Annotated in this window: 19 protein-coding genes and 1 tRNA gene; 11 read left to right on the top strand and 9 right to left on the bottom strand. The window is 62.9% G+C overall.

Going from position 1 to position 24,741, the window contains the following annotated elements:
- Positions 1-39: 39 nt before the first annotated feature.
- Entirely contained in the window at positions 40-711 is a 672-nt protein-coding gene (locus ACYVKR_RS02750) for an alpha/beta hydrolase (RefSeq protein WP_460479220.1), read from the top strand.
- Here the strand turns inward: ACYVKR_RS02750 and ACYVKR_RS02755 are convergent.
- From ACYVKR_RS02755 to ACYVKR_RS02780, 6 genes are all read right to left on the bottom strand, one after another.
- Complete coding sequence (locus ACYVKR_RS02755; RefSeq protein WP_460479221.1) at positions 705-1,763, bottom strand: acyltransferase family protein; 1,059 nt, start codon at positions 1,761-1,763, stop codon at positions 705-707. The two genes, ACYVKR_RS02750 and ACYVKR_RS02755, sit on opposite strands and share 7 nt — an antisense overlap.
- A 71-nt stretch (positions 1,764-1,834) precedes the next feature.
- Positions 1,835-2,662, bottom strand: a complete 828-nt coding sequence (locus tag ACYVKR_RS02760) for a M90 family metallopeptidase (protein ID WP_460479222.1) — start codon at positions 2,660-2,662, stop codon at positions 1,835-1,837.
- The gene (locus tag ACYVKR_RS02765) at positions 2,659-3,471 is read right to left on the bottom strand and encodes a metallophosphoesterase family protein (protein ID WP_460479223.1); all 813 of its coding nucleotides are present in this window, start codon (positions 3,469-3,471) and stop codon (positions 2,659-2,661) included. Before ACYVKR_RS02765 ends, ACYVKR_RS02760 begins: the two co-directional genes overlap by 4 nt.
- A gap of 8 nt (positions 3,472-3,479) precedes the next feature.
- On the bottom strand, positions 3,480-3,986 hold the full coding sequence (locus ACYVKR_RS02770; protein WP_460479224.1) for a peptidylprolyl isomerase: 507 nt from the start codon (positions 3,984-3,986) through the stop codon (positions 3,480-3,482).
- Positions 3,987-4,023: 37 nt separating this feature from the next.
- Positions 4,024-4,605 carry a peptidylprolyl isomerase gene (locus ACYVKR_RS02775; RefSeq protein ID WP_460479225.1) on the bottom strand — a complete coding sequence of 194 codons (582 nt, stop codon included), beginning with the start codon at positions 4,603-4,605 and terminating at the stop codon, positions 4,024-4,026.
- A 77-nt stretch (positions 4,606-4,682) separates the two neighbouring features.
- A complete protein-coding gene (locus ACYVKR_RS02780; RefSeq protein ID WP_460479226.1) occupies positions 4,683-5,255 on the bottom strand; it encodes a tetratricopeptide repeat protein in 573 nt (190 codons plus the stop codon).
- Positions 5,256-5,407: 152 nt separating this feature from the next.
- Between ACYVKR_RS02780 and cysS the strand changes: the two genes are divergently transcribed.
- The 9 genes from cysS to qatD all read left to right on the top strand — a co-directional run bounded on the left by cysS (position 5,408) and on the right by qatD (position 16,138).
- A complete protein-coding gene (cysS, locus tag ACYVKR_RS02785) occupies positions 5,408-6,850 on the top strand; it encodes a cysteine--tRNA ligase (RefSeq protein WP_460479227.1) in 1,443 nt (480 codons plus the stop codon).
- A 157-nt stretch (positions 6,851-7,007) separates the two neighbouring features.
- Positions 7,008-7,982, top strand: a complete 975-nt coding sequence (locus tag ACYVKR_RS02790) for an acetyl-CoA carboxylase carboxyltransferase subunit alpha (protein ID WP_460479228.1) — start codon at positions 7,008-7,010, stop codon at positions 7,980-7,982.
- A 153-nt stretch (positions 7,983-8,135) separates the two neighbouring features.
- Positions 8,136-9,086, top strand: coding sequence for a tRNA lysidine(34) synthetase TilS (gene tilS, locus ACYVKR_RS02795; RefSeq protein WP_460479249.1), 951 nt, complete (start codon positions 8,136-8,138; stop codon positions 9,084-9,086).
- Between the two features lie 91 nt (positions 9,087-9,177).
- Entirely contained in the window at positions 9,178-10,458 is a 1,281-nt protein-coding gene (locus ACYVKR_RS02800; protein WP_460479229.1) for an aspartate kinase, read from the top strand.
- A 24-nt stretch (positions 10,459-10,482) separates the two neighbouring features.
- A tRNA-Ser gene (locus ACYVKR_RS02805) sits at positions 10,483-10,575 on the top strand.
- Positions 10,576-11,413: 838 nt separating this feature from the next.
- Positions 11,414-13,291 carry a KAP family P-loop NTPase fold protein gene (locus ACYVKR_RS02810; RefSeq protein ID WP_460479230.1) on the top strand — a complete coding sequence of 626 codons (1,878 nt, stop codon included), beginning with the start codon at positions 11,414-11,416 and terminating at the stop codon, positions 13,289-13,291.
- A 188-nt stretch (positions 13,292-13,479) separates the two neighbouring features.
- Positions 13,480-14,118: a Qat anti-phage system associated protein QatB gene (gene qatB, locus ACYVKR_RS02815; RefSeq protein ID WP_460479231.1), complete on the top strand. Its 639-nt coding sequence runs from the start codon at positions 13,480-13,482 to the stop codon at positions 14,116-14,118.
- Positions 14,115-15,407 (top strand): Qat anti-phage system QueC-like protein QatC, encoded by a 1,293-nt coding sequence (qatC, locus tag ACYVKR_RS02820; RefSeq protein ID WP_460479232.1) that lies wholly within the window; start codon positions 14,115-14,117, stop codon positions 15,405-15,407. Before qatB ends, qatC begins: the two co-directional genes overlap by 4 nt.
- Positions 15,404-16,138 carry a TatD family hydrolase gene (gene qatD, locus ACYVKR_RS02825; RefSeq protein WP_460479233.1) on the top strand — a complete coding sequence of 245 codons (735 nt, stop codon included), beginning with the start codon at positions 15,404-15,406 and terminating at the stop codon, positions 16,136-16,138. Before qatC ends, qatD begins: the two co-directional genes overlap by 4 nt.
- A gap of 312 nt (positions 16,139-16,450) precedes the next feature.
- Here the strand turns inward: qatD and ACYVKR_RS02830 are convergent, their stop codons facing one another.
- Both ACYVKR_RS02830 and ACYVKR_RS02835 read right to left on the bottom strand, forming a co-directional pair.
- Positions 16,451-17,545, bottom strand: a complete 1,095-nt coding sequence (locus ACYVKR_RS02830) for a DEAD/DEAH box helicase family protein (RefSeq protein WP_460479234.1) — start codon at positions 17,543-17,545, stop codon at positions 16,451-16,453.
- On the bottom strand, positions 17,538-19,139 hold the full coding sequence (locus ACYVKR_RS02835) for an ATP-dependent nuclease (RefSeq protein ID WP_460479235.1): 1,602 nt from the start codon (positions 19,137-19,139) through the stop codon (positions 17,538-17,540). Before ACYVKR_RS02835 ends, ACYVKR_RS02830 begins: the two co-directional genes overlap by 8 nt.
- Before the next feature lie 403 nt (positions 19,140-19,542).
- On the opposite strand from ACYVKR_RS02835, the gene ACYVKR_RS02840 reads away from it, so the two are divergent.
- Entirely contained in the window at positions 19,543-20,814 is a 1,272-nt protein-coding gene (locus tag ACYVKR_RS02840; protein WP_460479236.1) for a Shedu immune nuclease family protein, read from the top strand.
- Positions 20,815-21,084: 270 nt separating this feature from the next.
- Here the strand turns inward: ACYVKR_RS02840 and ACYVKR_RS02845 are convergent, their stop codons facing one another.
- Positions 21,085-24,522, bottom strand: a complete 3,438-nt coding sequence (locus ACYVKR_RS02845) for a DUF7927 domain-containing protein (RefSeq protein ID WP_460479237.1) — start codon at positions 24,520-24,522, stop codon at positions 21,085-21,087.
- Positions 24,523-24,741 lie beyond the last annotated feature (219 nt).

Below are 24,741 nucleotides of genomic sequence, written 5' to 3' on the forward strand. Positions count from 1 at the left end.
CCCGGTATTGTGCGGCAAGCTTTTTGAAAGGGACACGAGATGCTGGATTTGCCGCTACAACATTTGTACCGCCCTGCTGCCATCGAAGCAGCCGGGGCTGGCGAGGCCTGGCTGCTGGTGCTGATGCACGGCGTGGGCAGCAACGAGCAGGACCTGTTCGGCCTGGCCGACTACCTGCCGGCGCAGTTCCATGTGCTCAGCCTGCGCGCGCCGATCACGCTGGGCCCCAACTCCTACGGCTGGTTCCAGTTCGGCCTGCGGCCCGATGGCGGCCGCATCATCGACGAAGCCCAGGAGCAGGCCAGCCGCGCGCTGATCGAGCAGACCTGCGTAGCAGCCGGCCAGCAGCTGCAGGTGCCGCCCGCGCGCACGGTGCTGGGCGGCTTCAGCCAGGGTGGCATCATGGCCTTGTCGCTGCTGCTGACGCGGCCCGCGCTGCTGCAGGCCGCCATGGTCTGGCACGGTCGGCTGCTGGCCGAGATGCTGGCCCAGCAGGCCGCGCCGGCTGAGCTGCAGGGCCATGGCCTGTGGGTGAGCCACGGCACGCAGGACGACGTGATCCCGCTGGCCATGGCGCACCGGGTGCGCGACCATGTGCAGCCCCTGCCGCTGGCGCTGAACTACCGCGAGTACCCGTGCCGCCACGAGTTGCATCCGCAGGAATTGCGCGACAGCGTGCTGTGGCTCAAGTCGCTGGCCGGGACCTACTGAAAATGCGGCTGGGCGCCGCCCAGCTGCAGCGGTGCCGGTGAGAACCTATCCTTGAAGCGGAGCGCCTTCGATTCGATGTACTTCCAGGACAGCACGCCCATGGCCGTGGCCGCCGTGATGGAAATCGCCAGGTTGGCGGTGAACGGGAGGCCGGGCCACAGCATGGTCACCGACTGGGCGATCGGAAATCCATACAGGTAGACGCCGTAAGAAGGATCGCCCCAGCGCCGCAGCCAGTCGCTGCGGGCAGGAATGCTGCCCAGCGCGATGATGAGCGCGGGCCAGAGCAGGAACCGCGCGGTGGCCAGGTAGGGGGTGAAGAAATAGGCTGCCAGGCACAGGGGCAGCAGCAGGGCCAGGATTTTGCGCACATGGCGGTGGAACCAGCCGGCATTCAGCGCGATCAGGGCGCCGGCCGCGAAATACGCCGTGTACATGGGCCAGAGCTGGATTTCGCCGGAAATGTCCTCATTCCGGAACACGAGGTACCACAGCATGTAGCCGCCGCACGCCAACGAGCCCCAGGTGCGGTGCTTCAGCAGGCCCAGCACGCCGGCCAGGGCCAGCGCGCAGTAGCAGAGGAATTCCAGCGGAATCGTCCAGTAGGGGCCGTTGATCGCTTCCGGCACCGGCTGCCCGGTGAACACCCCCGGCAAGCCGGTTTCGGCCTTGAGCAGAGACAGGTTGACGGCGAACGCGCGAACACCAGGCGATGCCAGGAATTCATGGGCCGGCAGCGAAGTGAAGGCCAGGCCGAACACAAAGACGCAGGCGAGCACGGACACGAAAAGCGCCGGCCAGAGCCGCAGCACGCGTTTCCACATGAATGGCAGCAGGCGCGGCTCCCGCCGCCAGCTCAGGGTGACGAGGTAGCCGCTGATGACGAAGAAGGTCATCACCGCCACGCCTCCCAGCCAGGCCCAATGGAGCCATTGGTTGCTCAGCCAGCCGGGTGCCGTGGCACCGGTGATGGGGAAATGGTGCGCAACGATGACGGACCAGGCCGTCAGCAGGCGAACGAGATCGAAATGGTTGCGGTGTTCGACGCGCATGGGAGAGTGGAAAGTCTGCGCTTTTCAGAGGGACTGCCGTGCCTCGCGCAGGGGGTGCAAAGCGCGCTATGCTACCGGATGTAAGGCGTGTGTTGGAAATACGCCTGCAGCAACCGGTCCAGCTCGGGCCATTCGGCGCGGAACTGCGGGCGGTTGACGAAGTAGGCTTCGCAGGCCACGGCGAAGAATTCGCCCGGCGCGGTGGCGCCATAGGCGTCGAGCCAGGGGGCGGGCTCGCCGAAGCGCTGGGCCTTGACGACGGCCTCGCGGAAGTGCTGGAAGGCCGGCTGCCAGGTGCCCAGCCAGCGCTGGCGGGCCTCGGCGGCGCTGGCGGCGCCCAGGAAGCCGGCGGGCAGCGGCGGGTAGCCATCGGCATGGCCGTTGCGCATATCGATCTTGTGCATGAACTCATGGATCACCACATTGCTGCCGCGCTCGGCATGCGCGCCGCTGTCGGCAATGGCCTGCCAGCTCAGCGTGACCGGGCCGCGCTCCATGGCCTCGCCGTCGAGGAACTGCTGGTGGCGGTGCACGATGCCGTCCTCGTCGAGCGCATCGCGGGTAGCGACCATGGTGACCGGGTGCACGACGATGCCGACGAAGTCATCGTAGTTGCGCAGCGCTGCGCGGGCATCGCCCCAGTGCAGCAGCGGCAGGCAGGCCTGCGCGGCGATGGTGACGGCCATGGCGTCGGTCACGACCAGGCCGTGCGCACCATGGAACTGCTTGTGGTGCAGGAAGAGGGCGCTGAGCGCGCGCAGCTTGGATTGATCTTCCAGCGGCAGCGATTGCAGGAAGGGATAGCCGTGGATGGCCTCGAGCCACAGCCCGGAGGCCACGGCGGGCACCGGGGCCACGGCGGCGCGCACCGCGTTGGCCATGCGTCGCAGCCAGCTCATTGCGGCGGCTGGCGCAGGTAGTCCGCCAGCGCGATGCGGCGCAGGCCCTGGCGGTCGATGCGCAGCACCTCGGCACGCGGTGGATCGGTGTCCGTGTCCCAGTCGCTGAGCACCACGCGGCGGTGCGCTGCATCGAGCGCGTGCTCGGCCGGGCGGTGGGTGTGGCCGTGGACCAGCGTGTCGGCCTGTGCCGCATCCAGCCAGGCCAGGGCGGCGGCCGTGTCCACGTCGGCGTAGATGGTTTCGCGCTGCTGGCGCGCGGTGCTTTCGCTGCGCATCTGGCCGGCGAGCTGGCGGCGCGCGGCCAGCGGCTGGGCCAGCAGCTGGGCCTGCCAGGCGCTGCTGCGCGCCAGGGCGCGAAAGCGCTGGTATTCCACATCATCGAGGCACAGCGCGTCGCCGTGGCTGAGCAGGTAGCGCCGGCCGAGGAAAGCCAGCGGCGTGGGATCGGGCAGCAGGCGAAGCGAAGCAGCCCGGGCAAACGCGTCGCCGATCAGGAAATCGCGGTTGCCGTGCATGAAGAAGAGGGGGCGCTGCCGGGCAGCCTGGCGCAGCAGCGCGGCGCATTGCGCCTCGAAGCTGCCGGGCTCGAGCAGCGCATCGTCGCCGACCCAGGCCTCGAACAGGTCGCCGAGGATGAAGACGGCACCGGCTGTGCTGGCCCGCAGGTAGCGCTGCCAGTCCTCGAAGGTGTGGGGCTCCGACGGCTGCAGGTGCAGGTCGGAGATGATCTCGATGCTGCTCCAGCCAGCGGGAGCAGCGAGGTCGGCCATGGCCCCGAAAGCCGGTGTGTCGGTGGCGATGGCCATAGGCGGATTTACAGGGCGACTGCCTTTTCGATGATGACTTCTTCCTTGGGCACGTCCTGGTGCATGCCGCGGCTGCCGGTCTTCACGCCCTTGATCTGGTCGACCACTTCGGTGCCCTTGACCACCTTGCCGAACACGGCGTAGCCCCAGCCGGACGGCGTGGGCGAGCTGTGGTTCAGGAAGTCGTTGTTGGCCACGTTGATGAAGAACTGCGCCGTTGCCGAGTGCGGGTCGCTGGTGCGGGCCATGGCGATGGTGTAGTTGTTGTTCTTCAGGCCGTTGGCGGCTTCGTTCTGGATCGGGGCCTGCGTGGGCTTCTGGTCCATGCCGGAGGCAAAGCCGCCGCCCTGGACCATGAAGCCGGGGATCACGCGGTGGAAGATGGTGCCGTCGTAGTGGCCGCTCTTGGCATAGGCCAGGAAGTTCTCGGTGGACTTGGGGGCGTTGGCCGCGTCCAGCTCCAGCGTGATCACGCCGTAGTCCTTGATGTGCAGTTCGACTTGGGGATTGCTCATGGTTGGGTTTCCTTGATGGGTGAGAAGAGGGAGAGCGTTATTTCTTGACGACCGTGGCGGACTGGATCACCACCGGCGTCGTGGGCACGTTCTGGTGCGGGCCGCGGTTGCCGGTGGCCACCAGCTTGATCTTGTCGACCACGTCCATGCCCTTGACGACCTTGCCGAACACGGCGTAGCCGTGGCCGTCGGGCTTGGGGGCGTTCAGCATGTCGTTGTTGTTGACGTTGATGAAGAACTGCGCCGTGGCCGAGTTCGGGTCCGAGGTGCGGGCCATGGCGATGGTGTAGGTGTCGTTCTTGAGGCCGTTGCTGGCCTCGAGCGGGATGGCCGCGCGCGTGGGCTTTTGCTGCATGTCGGCGCTGAAGCCGCCGCCCTGCACCATGAAGCCGTTGATCACGCGGTGGAACACCGTGCCGTCGTAGAACTTCTCGTTCACGTACTGCAGGAAGTTCTCCACGGTCTTGGGGGCCTTCTGCGGCTCCAGTTCGACCACGATGTCGCCCAGCGAGGTGCTGAGCTTGACCTCGGGCTTGTCCGCGGCCTGGACCGACAGCGCGAACACCGAGGTGAAGGCCAGGGCCGAGAGGGAGAGCAGGGTCTGTCGCTTGCTGATCATGCAGGGATTCCTATGGGGAGCGCAAAAGAGACGCGGGCGCCGATGCTAACGGAGTTATTTGGGGGCGCGCGGCGAATTCAAGGGGCGGAGACAGGGTTTTTTTCCGCCGCCGTGCCGGCTGCCGGCTGCGTGGGCGTGACCAGCAGGCGCAGGCTGCTGATCTTGGGCTGCAGGCGTGGCTGCTGCGCAGGCGCCAGCTGGATGGCCTGGGCGTAGGATTTCTCGGCCAGCTTGATGTAGATGTCGCCCAGGTTCTCGTGGGCGGTGGCGTACTGCGGGTTGGCGCGGATGGCCGCCTGCAGCGCCGAGCTGGCCTTCTCGAGCTGGTTCTGGCCGGCGTAGAGCACGGCCAGGTTGTTGTAGGGCTCGGGCAGCTCGGGGTACTCCTCGGTCAGCTGCGTGTAGGTGGCGATGGCCTTGTCGGCCTGGCCCAGGTTGGCCTCGGCCACGCCGCGCAGGAAGCGCCATTGCGGATCGCGCGGCGCCTTGGCGACCTTGTCGGTGATCTGCTCCAGCGCCTGCTGGGCGCGGCCGCCCTTGAGCAGCTTCTCGACGGCGCTGTATTCGTCGGCATGGGCCAGGGCCGCGCAGCACGCGAGGGCGGCAACGGCGAGGTGGCGCGAAAAGAGAGAGATGGGGAGGAAGTGCATGGGTGGCAGTGTGTCATAGCCGGTGCAGTGGCTGCGCGGCTTATACTTGCGGGCATTGTAGCGGCGGGCTCTTATGCCTTGCCGCGACGCGAAAACCATTGTCTGACGCTGCGGCGGGCGCTGTCCCGGCCGGGCCCTTCCATCCATTTTCCATGAGCTTGCGTATCTATAACACGCTGTCGCGTGAGGTGCAGACGTTTACCCCGCTCACGCCGGGCCATGTGCGCATGTATGTGTGCGGCATGACGGTCTATGACCTCTGCCACCTCGGACACGCGCGTTCCATGGTGGCCTTCGACGTGGTGCAGCGCTGGCTGCGCGCCAGCGGCTACACGCTGGACTACGTGCGCAACATCACCGACATCGAGGACAAGATCATCCGCCGCGCGGTCGAAAACGGCGAGACCATCCGCAGCCTGACCGACCGCATGATCGCCGCGCTGCACGAGGACGCTGACGCGCTGGGCATAGAGCGGCCCACGCACGAGCCGCGCGCCACCGAGTACGTGCCGCAGATGCTGTCGCTGATCGACACCCTGCAGGACAAGGGCCTGGCCTACCAGGCGCCGGGCGGCGACGTGAACTACGCGGTGCGCAAGTTCGCGGGCTACGGCAAGCTGTCGGGCAAGTCGCTCGACGACCTGCAGGCCGGCGAGCGCGTGGCGGTGCAGGAGGGCAAGCAGGACCCGCTCGACTTCGTGCTGTGGAAGCAGGCCAAGGACAGCGAGCCCGACGAGGCCAAGTGGGCCAGCCGCTGGGGCGCGGGCCGCCCGGGCTGGCACATCGAGTGCTCGGCCATGAGCTGCGCGCTGCTGGGCGAGAGCTTCGACATCCACGGCGGCGGCGCCGACCTGCAGTTCCCTCACCACGAGAACGAGATCGCGCAGAGCGAAGGTGCCAGCGGCAAGCAACTGGCCCAGGTGTGGATGCACAACGGCTTCATCAACGTGGACAACGAGAAGATGTCCAAGAGCCTGGGCAACTTCTTCACCATCCGTGACGTGCTCAAGGAGTTCGACGCCGAGACGGTGCGCTTCTTCATCGTGCGCAGCCACTACCGCAGCCCGCTGAACTACAGCGACGCGCACCTGGCCGACGCGCGCGCCGCGCTGCGCCGTTTGTACACGGCGCTGGCCTCGGTGCCGGCGCCGGCTGCGACTGCCATCGACTGGGCGGACCCGCATGCCGCGCGCTTCAAGGCCGCGATGGACGAGGACTTCGGCACGCCCGAGGCGGTGGCCGTACTGTTCGAGCTGGCGGGCGAAGTTAATCGCACGCGTGGACTCAAAGCTGCTGGTTTGTTGAAAGCGCTGGGCGGTCTTCTGGGCCTACTGCAAGGCGATCCTGATGCCTATTTGCAGTGGATGCCGCCAACGGTGCTGGAGCCTTCTTCGCTTTCGCCGGTGCGGTTTGGTGTGCCTGCCATTGTGTCCCGCCCTTCAAAAACACAAATTGAAGAGCAGATCGCCGCGCGCGCCGCGGCCAAGGCGGCGAAGAACTTTGCCGAGGCCGACCGCATCCGCAACGAGCTGCTGGCGCAAGGCATTGCGCTGAAGGATTCCGCCCAGGGCACGACCTGGGCCGCCGTGCAGTAGGGCATGGGCGTATCCAGGTAAATCGGCCAGTAGCGCCCTATACATAAGCGCTATAAGCTACCAAAACAATAGTATTTGCCGACTTGAACCTGCCATCGCCCTGCGGGTACACTGTCGGGCGTTTTCCAGGGCCGCGGCCCTGTGAGGAGAGATAAAAATGGCCAAAAGAACCTTCCTGGACTTCGAGCAGCCGATTGCCGAGCTCGAAACCAAAATCGAAGAGTTGCGCTACGTGCAGAACGAGAGCGCGGTCGACATCTCGGAAGAGATCGACCAGCTCAGCAAGAAGAGCCTGCAGCTCACCAAGGACATCTATGGCGAGCTCACGCCGTGGCAGATCACCAAGATCGCGCGCCACCCCGAGCGTCCCTACACCATGGACTACGTGCGCGAGATCTTCACCGATTTCGTCGAGATGCACGGCGACCGCCACTTCGCGGACGACCAGTCCATCGTCGGCGGCCTGGCGCGCTTCAACGGCAACGCCTGCATGGTCATCGGCCACCAGAAGGGCCGCGACACCAAGGAGCGCACGCTGCGCAACTTCGGCATGAGCAAGCCCGAGGGCTACCGCAAGGCGCTGCGCCTGATGAAGACCGCCGAGAAGTTCAAGCTGCCGGTGTTCACCTTCGTCGACACGCCCGGCGCCTTCCCCGGCATCGACGCCGAGGAGCGCGGCCAGTCCGAGGCTATCGGCCGCAACATCTACGAGATGTCGCAGCTCGAGGTGCCCATCATCTCCACCATCATCGGCGAAGGCGGCTCGGGCGGTGCGCTCGGCATCTCGGTGGCCGACCAGGTGCTGATGCTGCAGTACTCGATCTACGCCACCATCAGCCCCGAGGGTTGCGCCTCCATCCTGTGGAAGACCAGCGACAAGGCCCAGGACGCCGCCGACGCCATGGGCATCACCGCGCACCGCCTGAAGGCGCTGGGCCTGGTCGACAAGATCGTGCACGAGCCCGTAGGCGGCGCGCACCGCGACCACAAGCAGATGGCCGCGCTGCTCAAGCGCGCGCTCGGCGACGTGTGGCGCCAGGTGGCCGACCTCAAGCCCAAGGAACTGCTGGACCGCCGCTACGCGCGCCTGCAGAGCTACGGCCGCTTCAACGACACCAAGGCCGATCACTGAAAAGCATAGCTGCTGGCGCCTGCTGCAGGTCGGTTTCAATATGAAAAACATTTGAAATCCTTGCTGAACAAGCGCAAGCAGCTCATTTTTTGAGAGTTGGCTACCATGCCAGCACAAGCCTCCTTCGTGGAGGCTTTGCTTTATCCCCACGCCATGCCCATCCACTGCCTCACCGACGCCCTGGCCGACTGGAACCCGCCGCTGCCGCTGGCCGTGGCCTTCAGTGGCGGCGCCGACTCCACCGCGCTGCTGTGGGCGGCGGCGCGCCGCTGGCCGGGGCAGGTGGCGGCCATCCACGTGCACCACGGGCTGCAGGCCGCGGCCGATGCCTTCGAGGCGCAGTGCGCAATCCTGTGCGCGCAGTGGCAGGTGCCGCTGGCGGTGGTGCGAGTCGACGCTCGCCACCAGAGCGGCCAGAGCCCCGAGGACGCGGCGCGCATCGCCCGCTACGGCGCGCTGGCGCAGGCGGCGCAGCAAGGCGTGGGTGGCCTGGCGATCCGTTCCATCGCGCTCGCGCAGCATGGCGACGACCAGATCGAGACCGTGCTGCTGGCGCTGTCACGCGGCGCCGGCGTGGCCGGGCTGGCCGGCATGCCGGCGCAGTGGCAGCGCAATGGCCTGGCCTGGTTTCGCCCATTGCTGGGTCTGGGCGCTGCCGACATCCGCGCGGCGCTGCGCGAGGCGGGCGTGCCGTGGATCGAAGACCCCACCAACGCCGATCCGGCCTTCACGCGCAACCGCATCCGCGCCCAGGTGCTGCCGGCGCTGGAGGGCGCCTTCCCCGCCATCCGCGCCACGCTGGCCCGCAGCGCCGCGCATGCGGCCGATGCCGCGCAGCTCTTGCAGGAGCTGGCCGCGCAAGACCTCGCCCTGGTCGGCGTGCCGCCGAACATCCGTGCGCTGCAGGCCCTGAGCGCGCAGCGCCAGGCCAATGTGCTGCGCCACTGGCTCAAGGCCCATCACCAGACCACGCCCTCGGCGGCGCAATTGCAGGAGCTGCTGCGCCAGCTTGCACACTGCACCACGCGCGGCCACCGAATCCACCTGAAGACGGGCCGGGGACACATCGAACGCCAGGGTGAAGTGATCGATTGGTACAATTAGCGGGTTTTGGTCTGAATAAAGACGAATCCGACGGCGTGCCAAAACAATTTGCAGTAGCGCCGACCCCCGTTTTTCGTCATCCTGATATCCAATGGCATTGATCGTTCACAAATACGGCGGCACATCCATGGGCTCCACGGAGCGCATCCGCAATGTTGCCAAACGCGTCGCCAAATGGGCGCGTGCAGGCCACCAGATGGTGGTGGTGCCCAGCGCCATGAGTGGCGAAACCAACCGCTTGCTCGGCCTGGCCAGCGAACTGGCGCCTGCGAAGGCAGACCAGTCCTACTACCGCGAGATGGACGCGCTGGCCGCCACCGGCGAGCAGGCCTCGTCCGCGCTGCTGGCGATTGCGCTGCAGGCCGAAGGCATGCAGTCGGTCAGCTACGCGGGCTGGCAGGTGCCGATCCGCACCGACAGCAGCTACACCAAGGCGCGCATCGACTCCATCGACGACAAGCGGGTGAAGAACGACCTGGCCCAGGGCAAGGTGGTCATCGTCACCGGCTTCCAGGGCGTGGATGCCGACGGCAACGTCACCACGCTGGGCCGTGGCGGCTCCGACACCTCGGCCGTGGCCGTGGCTGCGGCGCTGAAGGCTGCCGAGTGCCTGATCTACACCGACGTGGACGGCGTCTACACCACCGACCCGCGCGTGGTACAGAGCGCCCGCCGCCTGAAGACGGTGAGCTTCGAAGAGATGCTGGAGATGGCCAGCCTCGGCAGCAAAGTGCTGCAGATCCGCTCGGTGGAATTCGCCGGCAAGTACAAAGTGCCCATGCGCGTGCTCTCCAGCTTCACGCCCTGGGATATCGCACTGGACGAAGAAGCCCGGTCCGGTACCTTGATCACCTTTGAGGAAGACGAAAAAATGGAAAAGGCCGTCGTATCCGGCATCGCGTTCAACCGCAGCGAAGCCAAAATCTCCGTCCTGGGCGTGCCCGACACCCCCGGCATCGCCTACCAGATCCTGGGTCCGGTGGCCGACGCGAACATCGATGTCGACGTGATCCTGCAGAACATCAGCAAGGACGGCAAGACCGACTTCAGCTTCACCGTCAGCCAGGGCGACTACAACCGCACCATCGAGCTGCTGCGCGAAAAGGTCGTGCCCAAGCTGGGCGCGGACGAGGTCGTCGGCAACCCCAACATCTGCAAGGTCAGCATCGTGGGCATCGGCATGCGCAGCCACGTGGGCGTGGCCAGCACCATGTTCCGCGCGCTGAGCGAAGAGGGCATCAACATCCAGATGATCTCCACCTCTGAGATCAAGACCTCCGTCGTCATCGACGAGAAGTACCTGGAACTGGCCGTGCGCGCATTGCATACGGCCTTTGGCCTGGATGCTACCGATTTGCCGAAAGAGGCTTAATTTTCGGGTTAGAATACGCGGATTGGAAACGTGACCGAGTGGCCGAAGGTGCTCCCCTGCTAAGGGAGTATGGGGTGTAGAGCCTCATCGAGGGTTCGAATCCCTCCGTTTCCGCCAAGATGATATAAAAATCAACATCTTACGAAGATATTTGATTTTTGTACCACATAAAAACCCACAAAAAGCAAAGGCTGCAAGCTTCGGTTTGCCGCCTTTCTTCTTTTGTACGGTCTTGAAGAACTCGAGCGTCGCGGGGCACGCGAGTGGCTGCCCAGATTGATCTTGCCGTCGGCTTGCTGCTCAAGGCTTCAACAAAGGCCTTCGGACAGGTCAGGTTTTTCCGAGGGAAAAGCGAGGAAGGTTCGTCAGCAGATGGGGTGGCGTACCCAGGCCTACCTTCAAGGTCAAAGACGGCTTGGCAGCGATTGCCGCCGGTCACGGTGATGTGGCGGACTCACGCTGACTACCATCAAGCCGACCTTCAGCACAGTGCCCGGTGCCACCATGACCTTTGCCGAAAGGTGGCACAGCGGCCATCCCGTCGCCACCTCTCCGTGTCGCGCCGTGAACGACACGTGCCTGCTAATGCGGCGGACTCGCCCAACCCAAAGCGGAGGTAGCCCCAAGGTCTCAAAGCTGCCGTGCACGAGGGTGGCCAAGCGAAGGTTCAACATGGCCCTCAAAGCTGCAGCAAGCAGTCCTTGGGACTGAGCAGCACCCAGATCGCGGCCACAGCGCATTCAAAAGCGACCTCGCCAGTCGGCCACGCCAGCACGAATGAGGCACCCGATAAGACCTGTTACAGTTGTTCGGTCAGGCTGGATCGGCCCGCTCAGTTCCTGCTATAGAGCGAGCCACGCGTGCGAGGGGACCAAGAGCTAACGCATCGCGACAACGCGTTCGATGCATCGCATCCGGCCTCCAACGGCAGCGAAGAAATCAGGGAGGAATGGAGATGTGGCACGACATCGAGGCCGAGGTTGACCTGCTGAACTTTGGCCTGGTCGCCAACGCGGCCGCAACCCTCATACGGGATGCGGGGGAGACGCCTTTGACCATTGGAATATCCGGTGGATGGGGCGCAGGCAAATCAACGCTAGTGAAGCATGTTCGCGCGCACCTCGAGGCAGGCACCAAGAAGGATGGCGATGAGTCCTCTTACATCCTGATGGAGTTCAACGCATGGCTCTACCAAGGCTACGAGGACGCTCGTCAGGCGCTTCTTCAGGCGGTATCCGACCGTTTGGTTGAGGAAGCAAGTAAGCGCAAAACTTTCATTGACAAGGCGCTGGACTTCGCCAAGAGGGTCAAGCTTTTAAAGGTTGGTCGACTTGCCGCACCGGTCATTGCACACGTCGCGGTCGGAACCGTAGCGGCGGGTCCACTGGGAACGCTGTTCGGCGCTGTCAGCGGCTTGGTTCAGGGCCTGAACGACGAACAGACGCGTGCAGAAAACCTCAAGGCTGTGCAAGAGGCGTATTCCGAGTTGAGCCCCGAGCTGAAGGAAATGATCGGCGAGAAGAAGGAAACCTCTCTTCCAAAAGAGATCGAGGGCCTCCGCCAGGCCTTCGAGGAGCTGTTGGAGAAGCTCGACGTGCACTTGGTGGTCTTCGTCGACGACCTCGACCGATGCCTTCCAAACACAGCGATCAGCACGCTGGAGGCAATGCGCTTGCTTCTGCACGTCAAAAGAACCGCCTTCCTCATTGCCGCCGACGAAAGCATGATTCGAGGGGCAGTCCGAGCTCACTTCAAAGGCGTGGAAATTGAGGAGGGGCTGGTCACCAGCTATTTTGACAAGCTCATTCAGATTCCCTTGCGCGTACCGCGGCTCGGCGTGAACGAAGTCAAAGCATATCTGGCCTTGCTCCTGACCGACCTGGCCGTTCGGCAGAAGCGAATGTCGGAGGAGGTTCAGGCGAGCGGCCAGACTGTTGTTCTTGCTCGCCTCAAGAAGTCTTGGGAGGCAGGGATTTCACGAGAGTTTCTCGATGAGGCGTTCGCGGCCGAGAAGGCGGTGGTGTCCAGAGAGCTCGACATCGCGGACCAACTCGCGCCGCTGCTCGTGACCTCTGCCGAAATCGCGGGCAACCCGCGTCTCATCAAACGCTTTCTCAACAACTTGATGATTCGGCAGACCGTTGCCGGTGCGATGGACATGCCTCTGGCGTTGCAGGAACTTGTGAAGATTCAGCTCTTTGAGCGGTGTGCTTCAAGCGCTGCATTCGAGTTTTTGGCCAAGTCGGTCGCATCAAGCGCCGATGGGAAGGCAGCGTTCCTCGTCGGCGTCGAAAAAGCAGCCCAGTCCGCAGAAAAGTATGAGCCGCCGCATCCGTCCTGGGCCGGTGACTTCTATGAGCAGTGGGTCAGGCTGAATCCACAACTCGCGACGAAAGACCTACGGCCCATCCTTCATCTCAGCCGCGACCGCAGCTTGGGCCTGGCGGCCTATGACGATTTGTCGGCGGAGGCCAAGAAGCTACTGGAGGCAACCATGGAAGCGACTGACGTGTCAAAGTTGCTCGTGCCTCGACTGGCGGCCCTTGGCGAGGGAGATGTGTCGCGAATTCTAAATCGGGCGGTGCGCAAGGCGCGAGAGGACCAGTGGCAGGAGGAAGACATCGTTCGATGCCTGAATTGCACTGACGCTCATCCTCAATTGGGAGTTCAGCTCGCATCTGTGTTCTCCGAGATTCCAGGAAGCAAGCGTCATGTGGCACTGATGCCGTTGCTTCGGCAGAGGGATTGGGCTCAAGCCCTGCTCAGCAACTGGGCGGATGACCCCGAGACGCTGGCCAAGTCGCGCCAGTACCTCCAGAAGGGGGCGAAGTAATGGGCACATCCACTTCAAGTGCCGGTCCAGGGTCTGGCGTGAGCCTTGATCCACCGTGGCTCGATGACGTTGCTGTGGCAGTTGGCGAAGGAGGGGCGGTTCCACCTGGGGACGCGGAACCTGCAGTCTCACCTGCGGGTGCTGCTGGTGTCGCGCCACCGGCCCGCTACGGCGACGCCCGTCGGGAGATGGGAAAGTTCCTCCGGAACGGCGACTCACAGCACCTTCGCAAGGCCTTAGGGCAATACTCGCGACGCGGAAGTGGCGGTGCGCAAGCTGCGGCGAGCCGCATGCGGGCCTCCACTCGTGCCGGGTCATCACTCTTTTCATTCCTGAATGCGGTGAGCCAGGGCGCGTCCAGCGAAGCTCGCCAGTGGGTTGAGAACCTACAAGCAACCAATCCGTCGGCTGAAGACGTGGTGGACGCCATAGTCCGTGAGCTAGCGCCGACTGGTGGGAGCCCTGACGAAGAGTCATTTCGGGACGCTATGGCGCTGGCTCTGCACGAACTGCTGAGGGATGACACCAGCGTCGATCCCTTGTCCATGCATGTCAACGACATCTGGGAGCTGATAAAGGGATACCTGGCCATCGAAGCCGCCAATCGTCTGTGCTTCGACTTAGGGCCAGTTTTCGAGAGCGCTCAGCTTGATCCTACAACTGTTGTAATCCGTGAACGAGAGATGCGGCGCTTCCTCAAGAACGAGATTGGTCTACATGTAGACATGTTGAAAGGCACGGTTGCGAACCCAACGCGGAACCAACTCGATGCGATTCTTCAGGAGGCGTTGATGATGACATTCGAGCTCTTCGAGGCAGAGCTATGACCAGAATTTTTTGTGCACCGAAGGACGCCATTCCCGAGAATCGCTCAGCCGATGTCACGTACTTCTCGATGTACGGACACGATGGACTCCCGGATGTCAGCATCGTGGGCGCTTCGCTCATTGAGGATATCAAGCGCGCAGGTGTCGAACCTGGGAAAGCAAGTTGGGACTTCCTGACCCTGGCCCTTGCTGTCAACGCCGCTGACCATGCCGTAGAGCGCAACCTGTCGGCCGATGGCTGGACGCGTGTAATCGAATTGGAGGTGGTCCTCTACGAGCCGGCACCGTTCGTGGAGCTTACGGACGACATCCAGCAAACGCTACGGTTTTTGACCGGTGACTTCTGGCACATCAGCTTTCTGGAGGGTGGTTACCCGCCACCGATTCCCAAGCATCGCGTAGTCCATGACGCGGACTGCGTGTCGCTTCTCTCCGGCGGATTGGACAGTCTGGTTGGGGCGCTCGACTTGACAGCGGGTGGGCGTTCCCCCATCTTCGTGTCACATATCGCCAAGGGTGACTCAGAAACTCAGGTCCTCTATGCGCGGACACTCGGTGGTGGTGACCGCCATCTTCAGTGGAATCAGAACATCTGGCTAAAGCCGCAGCGTGATGGAGAAGGGTCCACGCGTGGCAGATCCATCGTATTTTTCGCATTCGCGGCCCTCGCGGCAGATAGCCACGCCGACGCAACGGGCAGTACCTCGCTAGATGTAATCGTCCCTGAGAACGGTCTTATCAGCCTGAACGTCCCTCTGAACGCCGGACGTGTAGGGAGTCTGAGTACCAAAACCACACACCCGGTGTTCATGCGTCGCCTCCAGGCCATCTGGTCGCGACTAGGAATCCCTGCCAACCTTCAATTGCCTTACGCAGCGATGACGAAGGCGGAAATGATGGAGCGCTGCCTCGATAAGCTTCGCCTTTCCGAGCTGGCGGGACAGTCGACGAGCTGCGGTCGGTATGCGGTGTACGGGTTGCAACACTGTGGTCGCTGCGTTCCCTGCCTAGTACGAAGGTCGGCCTTCCTATGTTCAGGCATCACCGACACAACCCCCAAGGGCTATCACTTCAGCGATCTGAAAACCGCTCAACCTGAACGGGGGGCCAACGACGTAGCCGCCGTCGCGGCAGCTGTGATGAAGGTTGAGGAGAGCGGCGTGCGGGCCTTCACGGCGGGACAGTTTGCTGCTTTCGCGAGCCCAAGTGAGCGCGTAGCGTTCGAAGGTGTTGTTGAGCGTGGGCTGGCTGAGCTGGGTCGCCTTCTCCGCGATCACCGTGTCCTGTGATTGACTTTCACTCGCATCTCGACCTGTACCAGAACGGGCTGGTGTTGGCACGCGAAACCAACACCCGCAACAGGTTTACGTTGGTTGTCACGACCAGTCCGAGGGCATACACGGCCACCTCGCGGGTGTTCTCCGGCCTGGAGAACATCAAGGTCGGCCTTGGGCTGCATCCAGAGGTCGCGTCGGCGAAGTCCATGGAGCTCGATCAGCTTGTCGGCGGTGTTGCTAACGCAAGGTTCATCGGCGAAATCGGGCTGGACGGCTCATCACGCTTCCGGGCGAGCCTCGCTCTGCAAGAGCGCATCTTTCGAGCGGCTCTTGCAGAGTGCACCAGGCAGGGGGGGCGGGTCATTAGCATTCACTCCCGCGGGGCGGCTGGACGGACGGTCGAACTCCTTGCTCAAGCCGGCGCGGTTGGCTTGCCTGTCCTGCACTGGTTCTCAGGCGGACTCACGGAACTCCAAGCGGCGATAAGGTTGGGATGCTGGTTTAGCGTAGGGCCGGCGATGTTGGCAGGCGAAAAGGGGCGGGGTCTAGCGGCAAGGATGCCGATTGACAGGGTGCTGCCTGAGACCGATGGTCCCTTTACGTTAGATGGTTCAGCGCCTTTAAAACCTTGGGACGCATGGAAGGTGTGCAGCGAGCTGGCGGAGGTTTGGTCCATGTCTACCGCAGGAGTTGAGGACCAGTTGACGGCCAACTTAAATCGGTTACTCGTTAACCACGCCTGAAATCGCACCGCGAGTAGTTTTCAGACTATCAACAGCCGGTTGGGTGCCTGCGTCATTCGCACCCACGCCTGCGCTCATGGACATCCGCCGTGTTGATGATCGTTCGACCGGTTTCGGCTTGAGCCGACGTTCACCTGCCAACACTGAGCGGCTACAGACAGCCTGCAGCAGGTTCCAAACTACCAACCTCGACTTTGCAGCGATTGCTGCCGGTGGCCACCGATGAATTCCCGCTGGTTGCCACCAAGCTGTCTTTGGTCCCAGCGACCGCCAGTAACGCGCGGGTGTCAGGCTTGCTGCCGTGGCCGGCAATCACCGGCGGTGTCCAGTACTCACAGGCGGCGTCCAGTACGGAAGTTTCGAATCGCCCGGATCGTCGAGCACGATGGCAACGCTTTGCTCGGCCCGCGTCACCGCGACGTAGAAGCTGGATGCTGCTAGTGGTTCCATGCTGGCACCGTTTCGGATGAAATCGGTGATCGGGGATGTTGGCGCGATCAGCACACGCGCAAAAGTAGCCCCCTTGGCCACCTTAAAGTTCATGAAGGCCAGGTCCAGTTTTTTCGCGGAAGAGGCGGAGTGGCGCAGGCTCTGCGGGCTGTAGGCGGACACGTAGGCCGCGACGTGCTCGTCACGGATCAGGAACACGCCGTCATGGCCTGTTACCGTCTCGTTCTTCGAGACGGTGCTCGGGAAGCCCCACGACGAGTCGAAGATCAGGTCCGAGAACGCCGCGATCTGAGGGTGGCATCGCCAGGTGACGGTGCTTTCGCTGATCGCGACGAGGCCCTTTTTCTCGCGGGTTCTGAACCAGTTGATTGCATCCGCGTAGGCGTACTTCTTATTCTTGGAACTGCGCCCATTTGTCGCGAGAACGGCCTGGCGGATGTCGCCAACCATCCATATTTCGATGCTGGAGCTCAGCAGCGCATCAAGGATGTCCCAGTCGTAGGCACTCAAGTCCTGCACCTCGTCGATCAGGATCTCGTCGTAGATACCCTCCAACCTGCGGATGAGCGCGCCTTTGCTGGCAGTGATCAGCTCGAAAGCAAGGCGGCCGAGCTCTGACCGGTAGACGGCACCTCCCTTGTCGAGGAAGCGCGCCTTGCCCTTGGCCATGCGGTACGGCATGCCTTCGAAGTTGAAGCCCCGAATCTTCTCGCCGGGGAACATGAAGGGGAGGAAGGGTTTAGCGAAATGCCGTAGGAGAAACGTGAACCAGCCGAGCACCTCGATGTTCAGGTGGTCGCCAGCGTGCCGGGCTAGGCGGTCCTGTAGTTCCTGTTGATTCTTCTGTGTGTAGGTCAACGCAAGGACTCGCCGCGCCGCTGGCAGGCTTGCGCAGTGCTCCACGATGCCCTGGGTCTTGCGTGACCCAGCTACCGCCAGCGTGACCCGCTTAGCCATGTATGAACTTTGCAGCCTGCAGCATGTAGGCAGGCGCCGTGACGGCCTCTGAGGAGCTCGCGATGCGCAGCGCGGCTTCCGTTTTCTCACGGGTCATCCAGGTTTCGAGGTTTGCCGTGTCGGTAATCCCGAGGATGGTGCGCAACTGCGCCTCGCCGCAGTGATGGATCAGCTGTGGCTCCAACGTGTGGCCATGGGCGACTTCACCGATGAACACCTCCCGCTGGCCGGCGGCCAGCCACTGCGCTAACGGCTTTCGGAGCTCGGCCGGGTCGATGCCGTCGTTGTCACGCGTCGCCGCAACCTTCTTGCCCAGGCGATGGCATAGTTCCAGGCCGCGAGCCAGCGACAACCCCCTCATGCTCACGACATCGATGCCGCATGCCATTGGACGCTTGCCGAAGAGGTCCACGAACACCCGCTCGAAAATGATCTCGTCCGACGGACCTTCGACCAGAACAATCTTGTCGGCCAGTACGAGCCGCAGCGTGTCGAAGCCCGGTAGCTTCTTGAAATAACCCACGGTCCCCGAACTTAACTCATCGAGCTTGACGGGGGCGGCTGGGCCGAGGAACTGCAGGGCTTCAATGCCGAGCCGGTTGAGGACGCTTGAACTGTGAGTCGTGATGAAGAGCTGCTGGTCATCGCTGGCCAAGGCGCCCATCCTGTCCAGCAGCGTAGCTAGGCTCGTATGGCTCAGATGGTTTTCAGGCTCTTCGATGGTAACGTACTTGGCATGACCCGCATGCCGGTTCATGGCCAGCGCGATCTTGATCGCTGACTGTTGTCCTTGCCCGGACATCGTGAACGGGACGCCCGCCACATGGGGAGCCACTGACTCCTCCCAGGAGGTCCGCGCCGTCTGGTCCATCGCAAGCGCGATGGGCTGGGCATGCAGTGCCGCGTGAAGCTGCCCGATGCGCTGGTTCACCGTCTTGAAGGCCGATTCCGACAGCGCCGCCTTGGCCTGACGGTACTGAAGGGAGATGCTGGCCCGCTCCTGTGGTTCGAGCTGGCTGCCCAGAATCTGCCGCAAGTGATAGTCAACGCCGCCAGAGCTGCGCACGGTGCGCGCGTCGATCACTGCGGTCGTTAGCGCCCGCGGCCTCATGGTCAGTCTCACGTCCGCGAAGGTCGACCATTCGACGCAGTAGTACTCGACAGGAAGGAGCGGGGTTGGCGCAGTCGCCCAAGCCTGGAGTTCCGCCAGATAGTCGGGATTGGGCAAGCAGCGGACCCGCACGCCCGGACATGCCTCGGTGGGCAGGTTGGAGTTGTGGGCCCCGCAGAGCTCCTGAAGTTCCGGGACGTTGTCCAGGAAGATCTCAATGTCAATTTCTGGCAGCCGCGTCAGTTCGCCGGCTGCTCGCTTGACGATGAAGTCGGCAACATCGGCAGCGTTGAACCAGTACGGATTGAGTTCCTCGGCGGCGCTTCGCCCATTTATTCTCCCGGTGAGGGCCAGCACGATGGCCTCTATAAGCGTGGACTTGCCAGACTCGTTGCCTCCGACGATGAGGTTCAGCTTTGGATTTGGGTAGATCGTCAAATCGCGATGGATGCGATACCCGCGGATTCGAATCTTCTTGATCACTGAACCTCCCTTGCACTCGAACGTGTTGCGTCTTGGGATTGTGCCGCACGCCGTTCGTCAGCGTTAGGCTGGCTGGGAACACGACGGCAAGAGCAAGGCGGGCGTCACCGCAACCTTCCCCACGCACCGAGGGAGCCAAAGGCGAGGCGCTTGTCTCGAATTACGCCAGCATGCTAAAAGACCAAGTAATACATGATCAGTCGGCCAAGTTGCAGACTTCCTGCCGCCTCAGTGAGTGAAGTGCATGCAACCAAGCTTTGTCTTTAAGATCAGTGCCGAGGCGCCGTAAGGACCAACCGGACACCGTTGAACGCATCCACTGTTGACCGGCGGCACTCCCTGCTGATTGCGACGACATCGACGTCGTTGGCCACGATGAAAATCGCCTCGTCCAGAAGTGAGCATGACCAAACCTGCCGTCGAATTCGAAGTCTCCGACAACGAGCTCTATCTCATCTACCGCCCGCGCGACGACACCAGTTGGGTTCGCGAAAGGTTCGAACGGGACGAAGAGCTGCTTGTGAAGGGCACGTTCCACCTCACGTCGAAGGACCTTGTGGAAGACGCTGCCAAAGAAAAAACCAATGCTGCCGGCGATGACGATGACATCCTGTGGATTGACGACAATCGATTGGTGTTTGCCATTGCGACAGCAGACGGCGTGTACTTCCGATTCAAGCCCCGGGTCCTTGGTTTTGAGACACCGGTCCTGTTGCATCAGGACGCGCGGCCCAACTGGAAATGGTTCAGTGCCGAACGCAAGGTGTCCATCCTAAACATCGTTCAAAGCCTCGGCCTTGAGCGCATCGTCATCGGCGGCCCAGATCCGGACGCCATTCCGATCCCCGAATACGAGCGGTTGCTGAACCAGTTCCCGACGCCGTACGAACTTCGCCGCTATGTCCAGGCGCGTGTCGCAACTGTGGTTCGCCAGTACGCCGAGCCGGCAATCGACGCGGAAGCGCTGCTAAATGTCTATGTCGACAGGCGCACCGTGGCGACCGCGCCAAACCTTGAGGCCCCCTTTCGCCAGTTCGACATCGCCAAATACGCCTTCGCTCTGGAACGGCTGCAGGCCATGTTGGCCAACGAGGCAGGAACCTCCGAGGCGCAGTGGCAATTGGAGATCGTAGAGATCATCCTGCTACTGAATCCCAGGTACATCAAGGCTTTCGCCGAGGTCAGGCTTTGGGACGCCGACGCCTGCACTTGGCGGCGCATCGACATCCTCTTGGTCGATGCATCAGGTAACGTCGACGTCATCGAGATCAAGAAGCCGATGGGCAAGCCCATCATGTTGCCGGTGCGCTATCGCGATCACCATTTACCGATGCGCGACCTAGTCGGTGCCATGGGGCAGGTCACTCATTACCTGAGGCATCTTAGCCGTTGGGGGCCGGCTGGTGAGGACTACTTGACCCAACTGTTGCGAGCCGACCTGCCTGTGGGTTTTCGGATTCGGATCGTCAACCCCTCCGGCATTGTGATCATGGGGCGCAGCAACACGCTGTCCAATGCGCAACGGCGCGAATTCGAAGTGCTGCGTCGCGATTCCAAAGGTGTCGTCGACATCGTCACCTACGATGACCTACTGGCGCGGGTTCAAGCGGTGCTCGATCAGTTACGCAGCGGACCGGCCCTCAGCGTGGCACCGGCGTCTCCGACGGCCGAGTAGTCTGGCTTCAACACGACGCGCACGCGCTAATAGGCGCTACACGAGTATTCAACGCTGGTCCTCGCCGACCCGGATGACCGGTGTTGAGGTCAGCAGTCGCTGGCAGAGCCAGGCACAACCAACCGCAACCAGCCTGGAGCGGCAATGAGCCTTCATTTGGTATTGCTAAATAGTCAATGGACAACGACCAGATCAACGACGCATGCCCGGTGGGTGCGTAATACCCTTCCTGATTGACAACGGGAGCTCAGGGCTCCCGCTGTGTAAACGCTATCGTTGTTGGAGCATCCGGCGCACAGCATGCATAGCTAGCAGCGCGGCGAGTAGCAGTAACATCCAGCGCGCATCCAGCGGTACGGCTGCCGTTGAAGGCGGCGGGGCGCTGGTCACCGTTGCCGTGCATGGCGGCGCGGTATTGCCTGGCGTGCACAGGCCGTTCGGTGGCGGCGTGACGCGGACGGTATTGGTCACTGCATTGGTCAGGTTGGAGCTGACGGCTGCGGTGATCGTATAGACCACGCTGCCGCTAACCGGCAGGGTGGCAATCGTCTCGTTCAGCGGACCAGTGCTCGGGCCCGCGCCATTCGGGCACAGCGCGCCGCCCGTGGCGGCACAGGTCGTCGAATACGCGGTGAGGCCAGCGGCGAGCGGATCGGACACCTGCGTGTTGTCAGCGGGCAGCGTGCCGGTATTGGTCACCGTCACCGTGTAGACAATCGTGCCGCCCGGGCTGAGCTTGTCGGTGCTCGCTGTCTTGGTGACGCTCACCTGCGGCGCGGGCGGCACCGTCACTTCGCTCTTGCAGGGCGGCTGGGTCTGGCTCGGGGCGCATATGCCACCGGCCGGCGGCACGACTGTCGCCGTGTTGGTGACGTGTGCCGGCGGATCGGCACTCACGGTTGCCGTCACCGTATAGGTCACCGTACTGCCCGCCGGAAAGCTGGTCAGCGTTTCATTCAGGCTACCCGAGCCGCTCGGGTTCGGACAGGAAGCGCCCGCACTGGAGCAAGTCCAAGTCTGGCTCGCGATGCCAGCCGGCAGCGGATCGGACACCACCGTACCTGTTGCACTTACAGTACCCGTATTGCTGGCGACGATGGTGTAGACGATCTGCCCCCCGGACGTCAACGTCGTCGCCGGCGTGCTCTTGGCGATGCTGACCTGCGGCACTGGGGTGACGACGGCTGTGCACTCCGCCGCCGGCGCATTGGATGGACAGTTCGAAGGCTGGGGCGACACCACCGTATTGGCCAAGGTTGCTGGCGGGTTGGCCCCACCCGTCACCAGATACTGGACCGTAGCCGTACCACCTGCGGCCAGCGGGCCACTCCAGGACAGTATCGGCGTGGCATACGAGGCCGAGCCTGACGTGGCCGTGGCCGTCAGATAGGTCGCGCCGGCCAGCACCTGGCTCAGGTCGTCGCTGAATGAGGCCGGGGCCGCGTCGGAGTAGGGCATCGTGCCCAGGTTCGTCACCGTGATCGTATAGCTCAGCGCTCCGCCCGGCTGCAGGATGGGGGCGGAAGCCGTCTTGGTGAAGTTCAGCCGGCACTGCGCTGCCGTCGGTGCCGCCGTGAACAGGGCCGTACCGCTGGACGTGCCGGCGGGGCCATCCGTCACATTGCCCGCGGTGGTCACCGCCTGAGCGACGTTCGACATCGGTGTGCTGCTGCCACAGGCCAGGGGCGGTACCGTGGTCCGGTAGCACATCTGCATCGGGCCGCCGGCCCACGACAGCGTGGCCGAAGCCTTGTTGACGGCCGCCTGGTCGGTCACGCCCGTCAACGTGATCGCCGCAGAGAGTGATGCATAGTTGCCGGAGACGGGCAGCGAAGAAATATCGAGCGTGGTGCCATTCATCACCACGTTGGAGAAGCCTGGCACGGCCGCGCCATTCATGTCGTACACGGTGGCGACGGCCTGCCCATATTCGGAACCCGTAAGGCCCAGCAGCGTCAGCTTGTCCCATTGGGAGGTATGCGACGTGCCATCGCAGTAATAGGCCGAAGGCGCGGTTGGGGGCACCGAGGCCGAACCGCTGACACAGGCACCGCCGGTAACTTGATTGAAGACCTTGATCTGCGCACCATCGCCGTTAATCGCCATGCAGCCCGGCAGGTTGGCCAATGGGCGCACGGAATAACTGTCGCGAGTGCCCGGGCCATTGAATCCACTGCAGGCCGGCACCGCACCTGTTCCACTCCAGTTGGCGAAGTCATAGCAATTGGTGCTGGTGCTGCCCACCGTGGTGTAGTACTTGGTGCCGATCAGCACACCGGTGCCAAATGCGAATCCTGCCGCAGGATTGGCAACGTTTGGGCGGTAGGAATACTGCCGCTGGGTCCATGGATTCGCAATGGGATTGTTGGAGGTATCGAAACAGGCTGAGTTGTAGACAGCACAGGCCCCCAGCACCACTCCCGTCTGAGAGACCACGGGAAACACTTCACTGGCTGCATAGCTAGTCGCCGTCGCATCTTGTGTAGGACCGGTATTCTGTGCCGTGACGGCAACCGGACTCGCACCCGACACGTCATAACCGTAGAGATAGGTTTGCCCGTTACGGGAATGCGTAAAGTACACGTATTTGCCATAAGTGCCCACTTCGGCAAAGTAGCCTGGCCCCGCCACGGCGGGTACTTTCTGGTTGTTGCCCAGGTCGTTGAAAGCCCCGCAGGATGCGCCATCCGTGCCAGCGGCCGGGTCGAAGCACAACAGGTTTCCGCTGGCGGCGACGTAATAGTATTTGCCGTTGCCAGCCTGGACTCCATCGCCGGCGATCATGCCGTAGCTGCCATTTAGTGCGCCAAAGGGAAGCCTATCCAGCTCGATGAAGCCGCAGCTGAGCAGCGTATCCAAGTTCAGGCATTGCAGCCCGACCGATGCGGCCAGCGGATTGACGCCGGGCAACCAAAAGTTCGCATGCACCGGCCAATAGAGCTTGCCATTGGCGATGAATGAACCGTTGACACCCGCCGTGGTATACGGACTAGTTCCTCCAGTACCGATCTTGGTGCCCGGGGTGGCATTGACATAGGTCGACCGCGCCGGCCAGCCGGGGCACACCTGATTGTTGATGGTGGCACAGAACACGACGGTGCTACTCGGGTTGTGGTGGTACACCGTATAGATATTGTTGCCGTAGCCTTCGACCGAATAACCATCGCCGCCCGGCGTATTGAAGGACAGCGCGGTGACCTGAAAAGGGCTCATGGCGGCGGCGCCGCTGTTGCTGCCGGCTACGCTGCCCTGTACACCCACGCCATTGGCGCCGGCTGGTGGAGTGCCATTAGCCCAGGAGCCGCCATTGTTGATGGTGTAGCGCGGTGTCAGCGCCGGTGGCACCTGCAGCGAGCCGGGCACATAGCCCTGGCCCTGGGTGATCAGATCGCTGATGCTGACCGAGGCCGTGGCGCCGGTCTCGTTGCTGTAGTTCAGCACCCACTTGATGGTGTCACCGGGTGCGGCCGTGCCGGTGCTGCTGTTGCGTGAATCGGAGGTGGACTGGTTCGACAGGTTGGTCCCGGTCTTGAACAAGGTTGACACCCCGGCCGTCGTGTCGGCTTCGGCGCTGGCGCACAAGACAGCCCACAAGCTAATGGTGGCCGCCAGTGCCCAGGCCAACCTTCTGCCCACTCCCTGCCTTCCTGGTTGCGGCATCACCCTCTCGATCGTGGGGTGGCAACAGTAGAAGGCGCAGGCCGCCATGGGGTCTCCTCGGAATAGCTGTTTGGTAACGTGGATCGCGGCGCCTAAAGCCCAAGCCTCGTACGCGCTCCGTTACGACGGTTGCCAATGTAATTGGCTTCTGTCTGATTTGTAACGAGGATGTATATGAGTTGATATTGATTTAATGGATTGAAGCGTTAACTCGATAACTAAACTTGATGCAGCATAGGCATACGGTGCTGTCGCTGTTCCGGCTGC

The sequence above is a fragment of the Comamonas humi genome (assembly GCF_054782535.1).

What these genes read in the sequence shown, in the direction of transcription:
- ACYVKR_RS02750 (WP_460479220.1), top strand. Translation starts at nt 40, where the DNA reads ATGCTGGATTTGCCGCTACAACATTTGTACCGCCCTGCTGCCATCGAA.
- ACYVKR_RS02755 (WP_460479221.1), bottom strand. Translation starts at nt 1,763, where the DNA reads ATGCGCGTCGAACACCGCAACCATTTCGATCTCGTTCGCCTGCTGACG.
- ACYVKR_RS02760 (WP_460479222.1), bottom strand. Translation starts at nt 2,662, where the DNA reads ATGAGCTGGCTGCGACGCATGGCCAACGCGGTGCGCGCCGCCGTGGCC.
- ACYVKR_RS02765 (WP_460479223.1), bottom strand. Translation starts at nt 3,471, where the DNA reads ATGGCCATCGCCACCGACACACCGGCTTTCGGGGCCATGGCCGACCTC.
- ACYVKR_RS02770 (WP_460479224.1), bottom strand. Translation starts at nt 3,986, where the DNA reads ATGAGCAATCCCCAAGTCGAACTGCACATCAAGGACTACGGCGTGATC.
- ACYVKR_RS02775 (WP_460479225.1), bottom strand. Translation starts at nt 4,605, where the DNA reads ATGATCAGCAAGCGACAGACCCTGCTCTCCCTCTCGGCCCTGGCCTTC.
- ACYVKR_RS02780 (WP_460479226.1), bottom strand. Translation starts at nt 5,255, where the DNA reads ATGCACTTCCTCCCCATCTCTCTCTTTTCGCGCCACCTCGCCGTTGCC.
- cysS (WP_460479227.1), top strand. Translation starts at nt 5,408, where the DNA reads ATGAGCTTGCGTATCTATAACACGCTGTCGCGTGAGGTGCAGACGTTT.
- ACYVKR_RS02790 (WP_460479228.1), top strand. Translation starts at nt 7,008, where the DNA reads ATGGCCAAAAGAACCTTCCTGGACTTCGAGCAGCCGATTGCCGAGCTC.
- tilS (WP_460479249.1), top strand. Translation starts at nt 8,136, where the DNA reads ATGCCCATCCACTGCCTCACCGACGCCCTGGCCGACTGGAACCCGCCG.
- ACYVKR_RS02800 (WP_460479229.1), top strand. Translation starts at nt 9,178, where the DNA reads ATGGCATTGATCGTTCACAAATACGGCGGCACATCCATGGGCTCCACG.
- ACYVKR_RS02810 (WP_460479230.1), top strand. Translation starts at nt 11,414, where the DNA reads ATGTGGCACGACATCGAGGCCGAGGTTGACCTGCTGAACTTTGGCCTG.
- qatB (WP_460479231.1), top strand. Translation starts at nt 13,480, where the DNA reads ATGGGAAAGTTCCTCCGGAACGGCGACTCACAGCACCTTCGCAAGGCC.
- qatC (WP_460479232.1), top strand. Translation starts at nt 14,115, where the DNA reads ATGACCAGAATTTTTTGTGCACCGAAGGACGCCATTCCCGAGAATCGC.
- ACYVKR_RS02830 (WP_460479234.1), bottom strand. Translation starts at nt 17,545, where the DNA reads ATGGCTAAGCGGGTCACGCTGGCGGTAGCTGGGTCACGCAAGACCCAG.
- ACYVKR_RS02840 (WP_460479236.1), top strand. Translation starts at nt 19,543, where the DNA reads ATGACCAAACCTGCCGTCGAATTCGAAGTCTCCGACAACGAGCTCTAT.
- ACYVKR_RS02845 (WP_460479237.1), bottom strand. Translation starts at nt 24,522, where the DNA reads ATGGCGGCCTGCGCCTTCTACTGTTGCCACCCCACGATCGAGAGGGTG.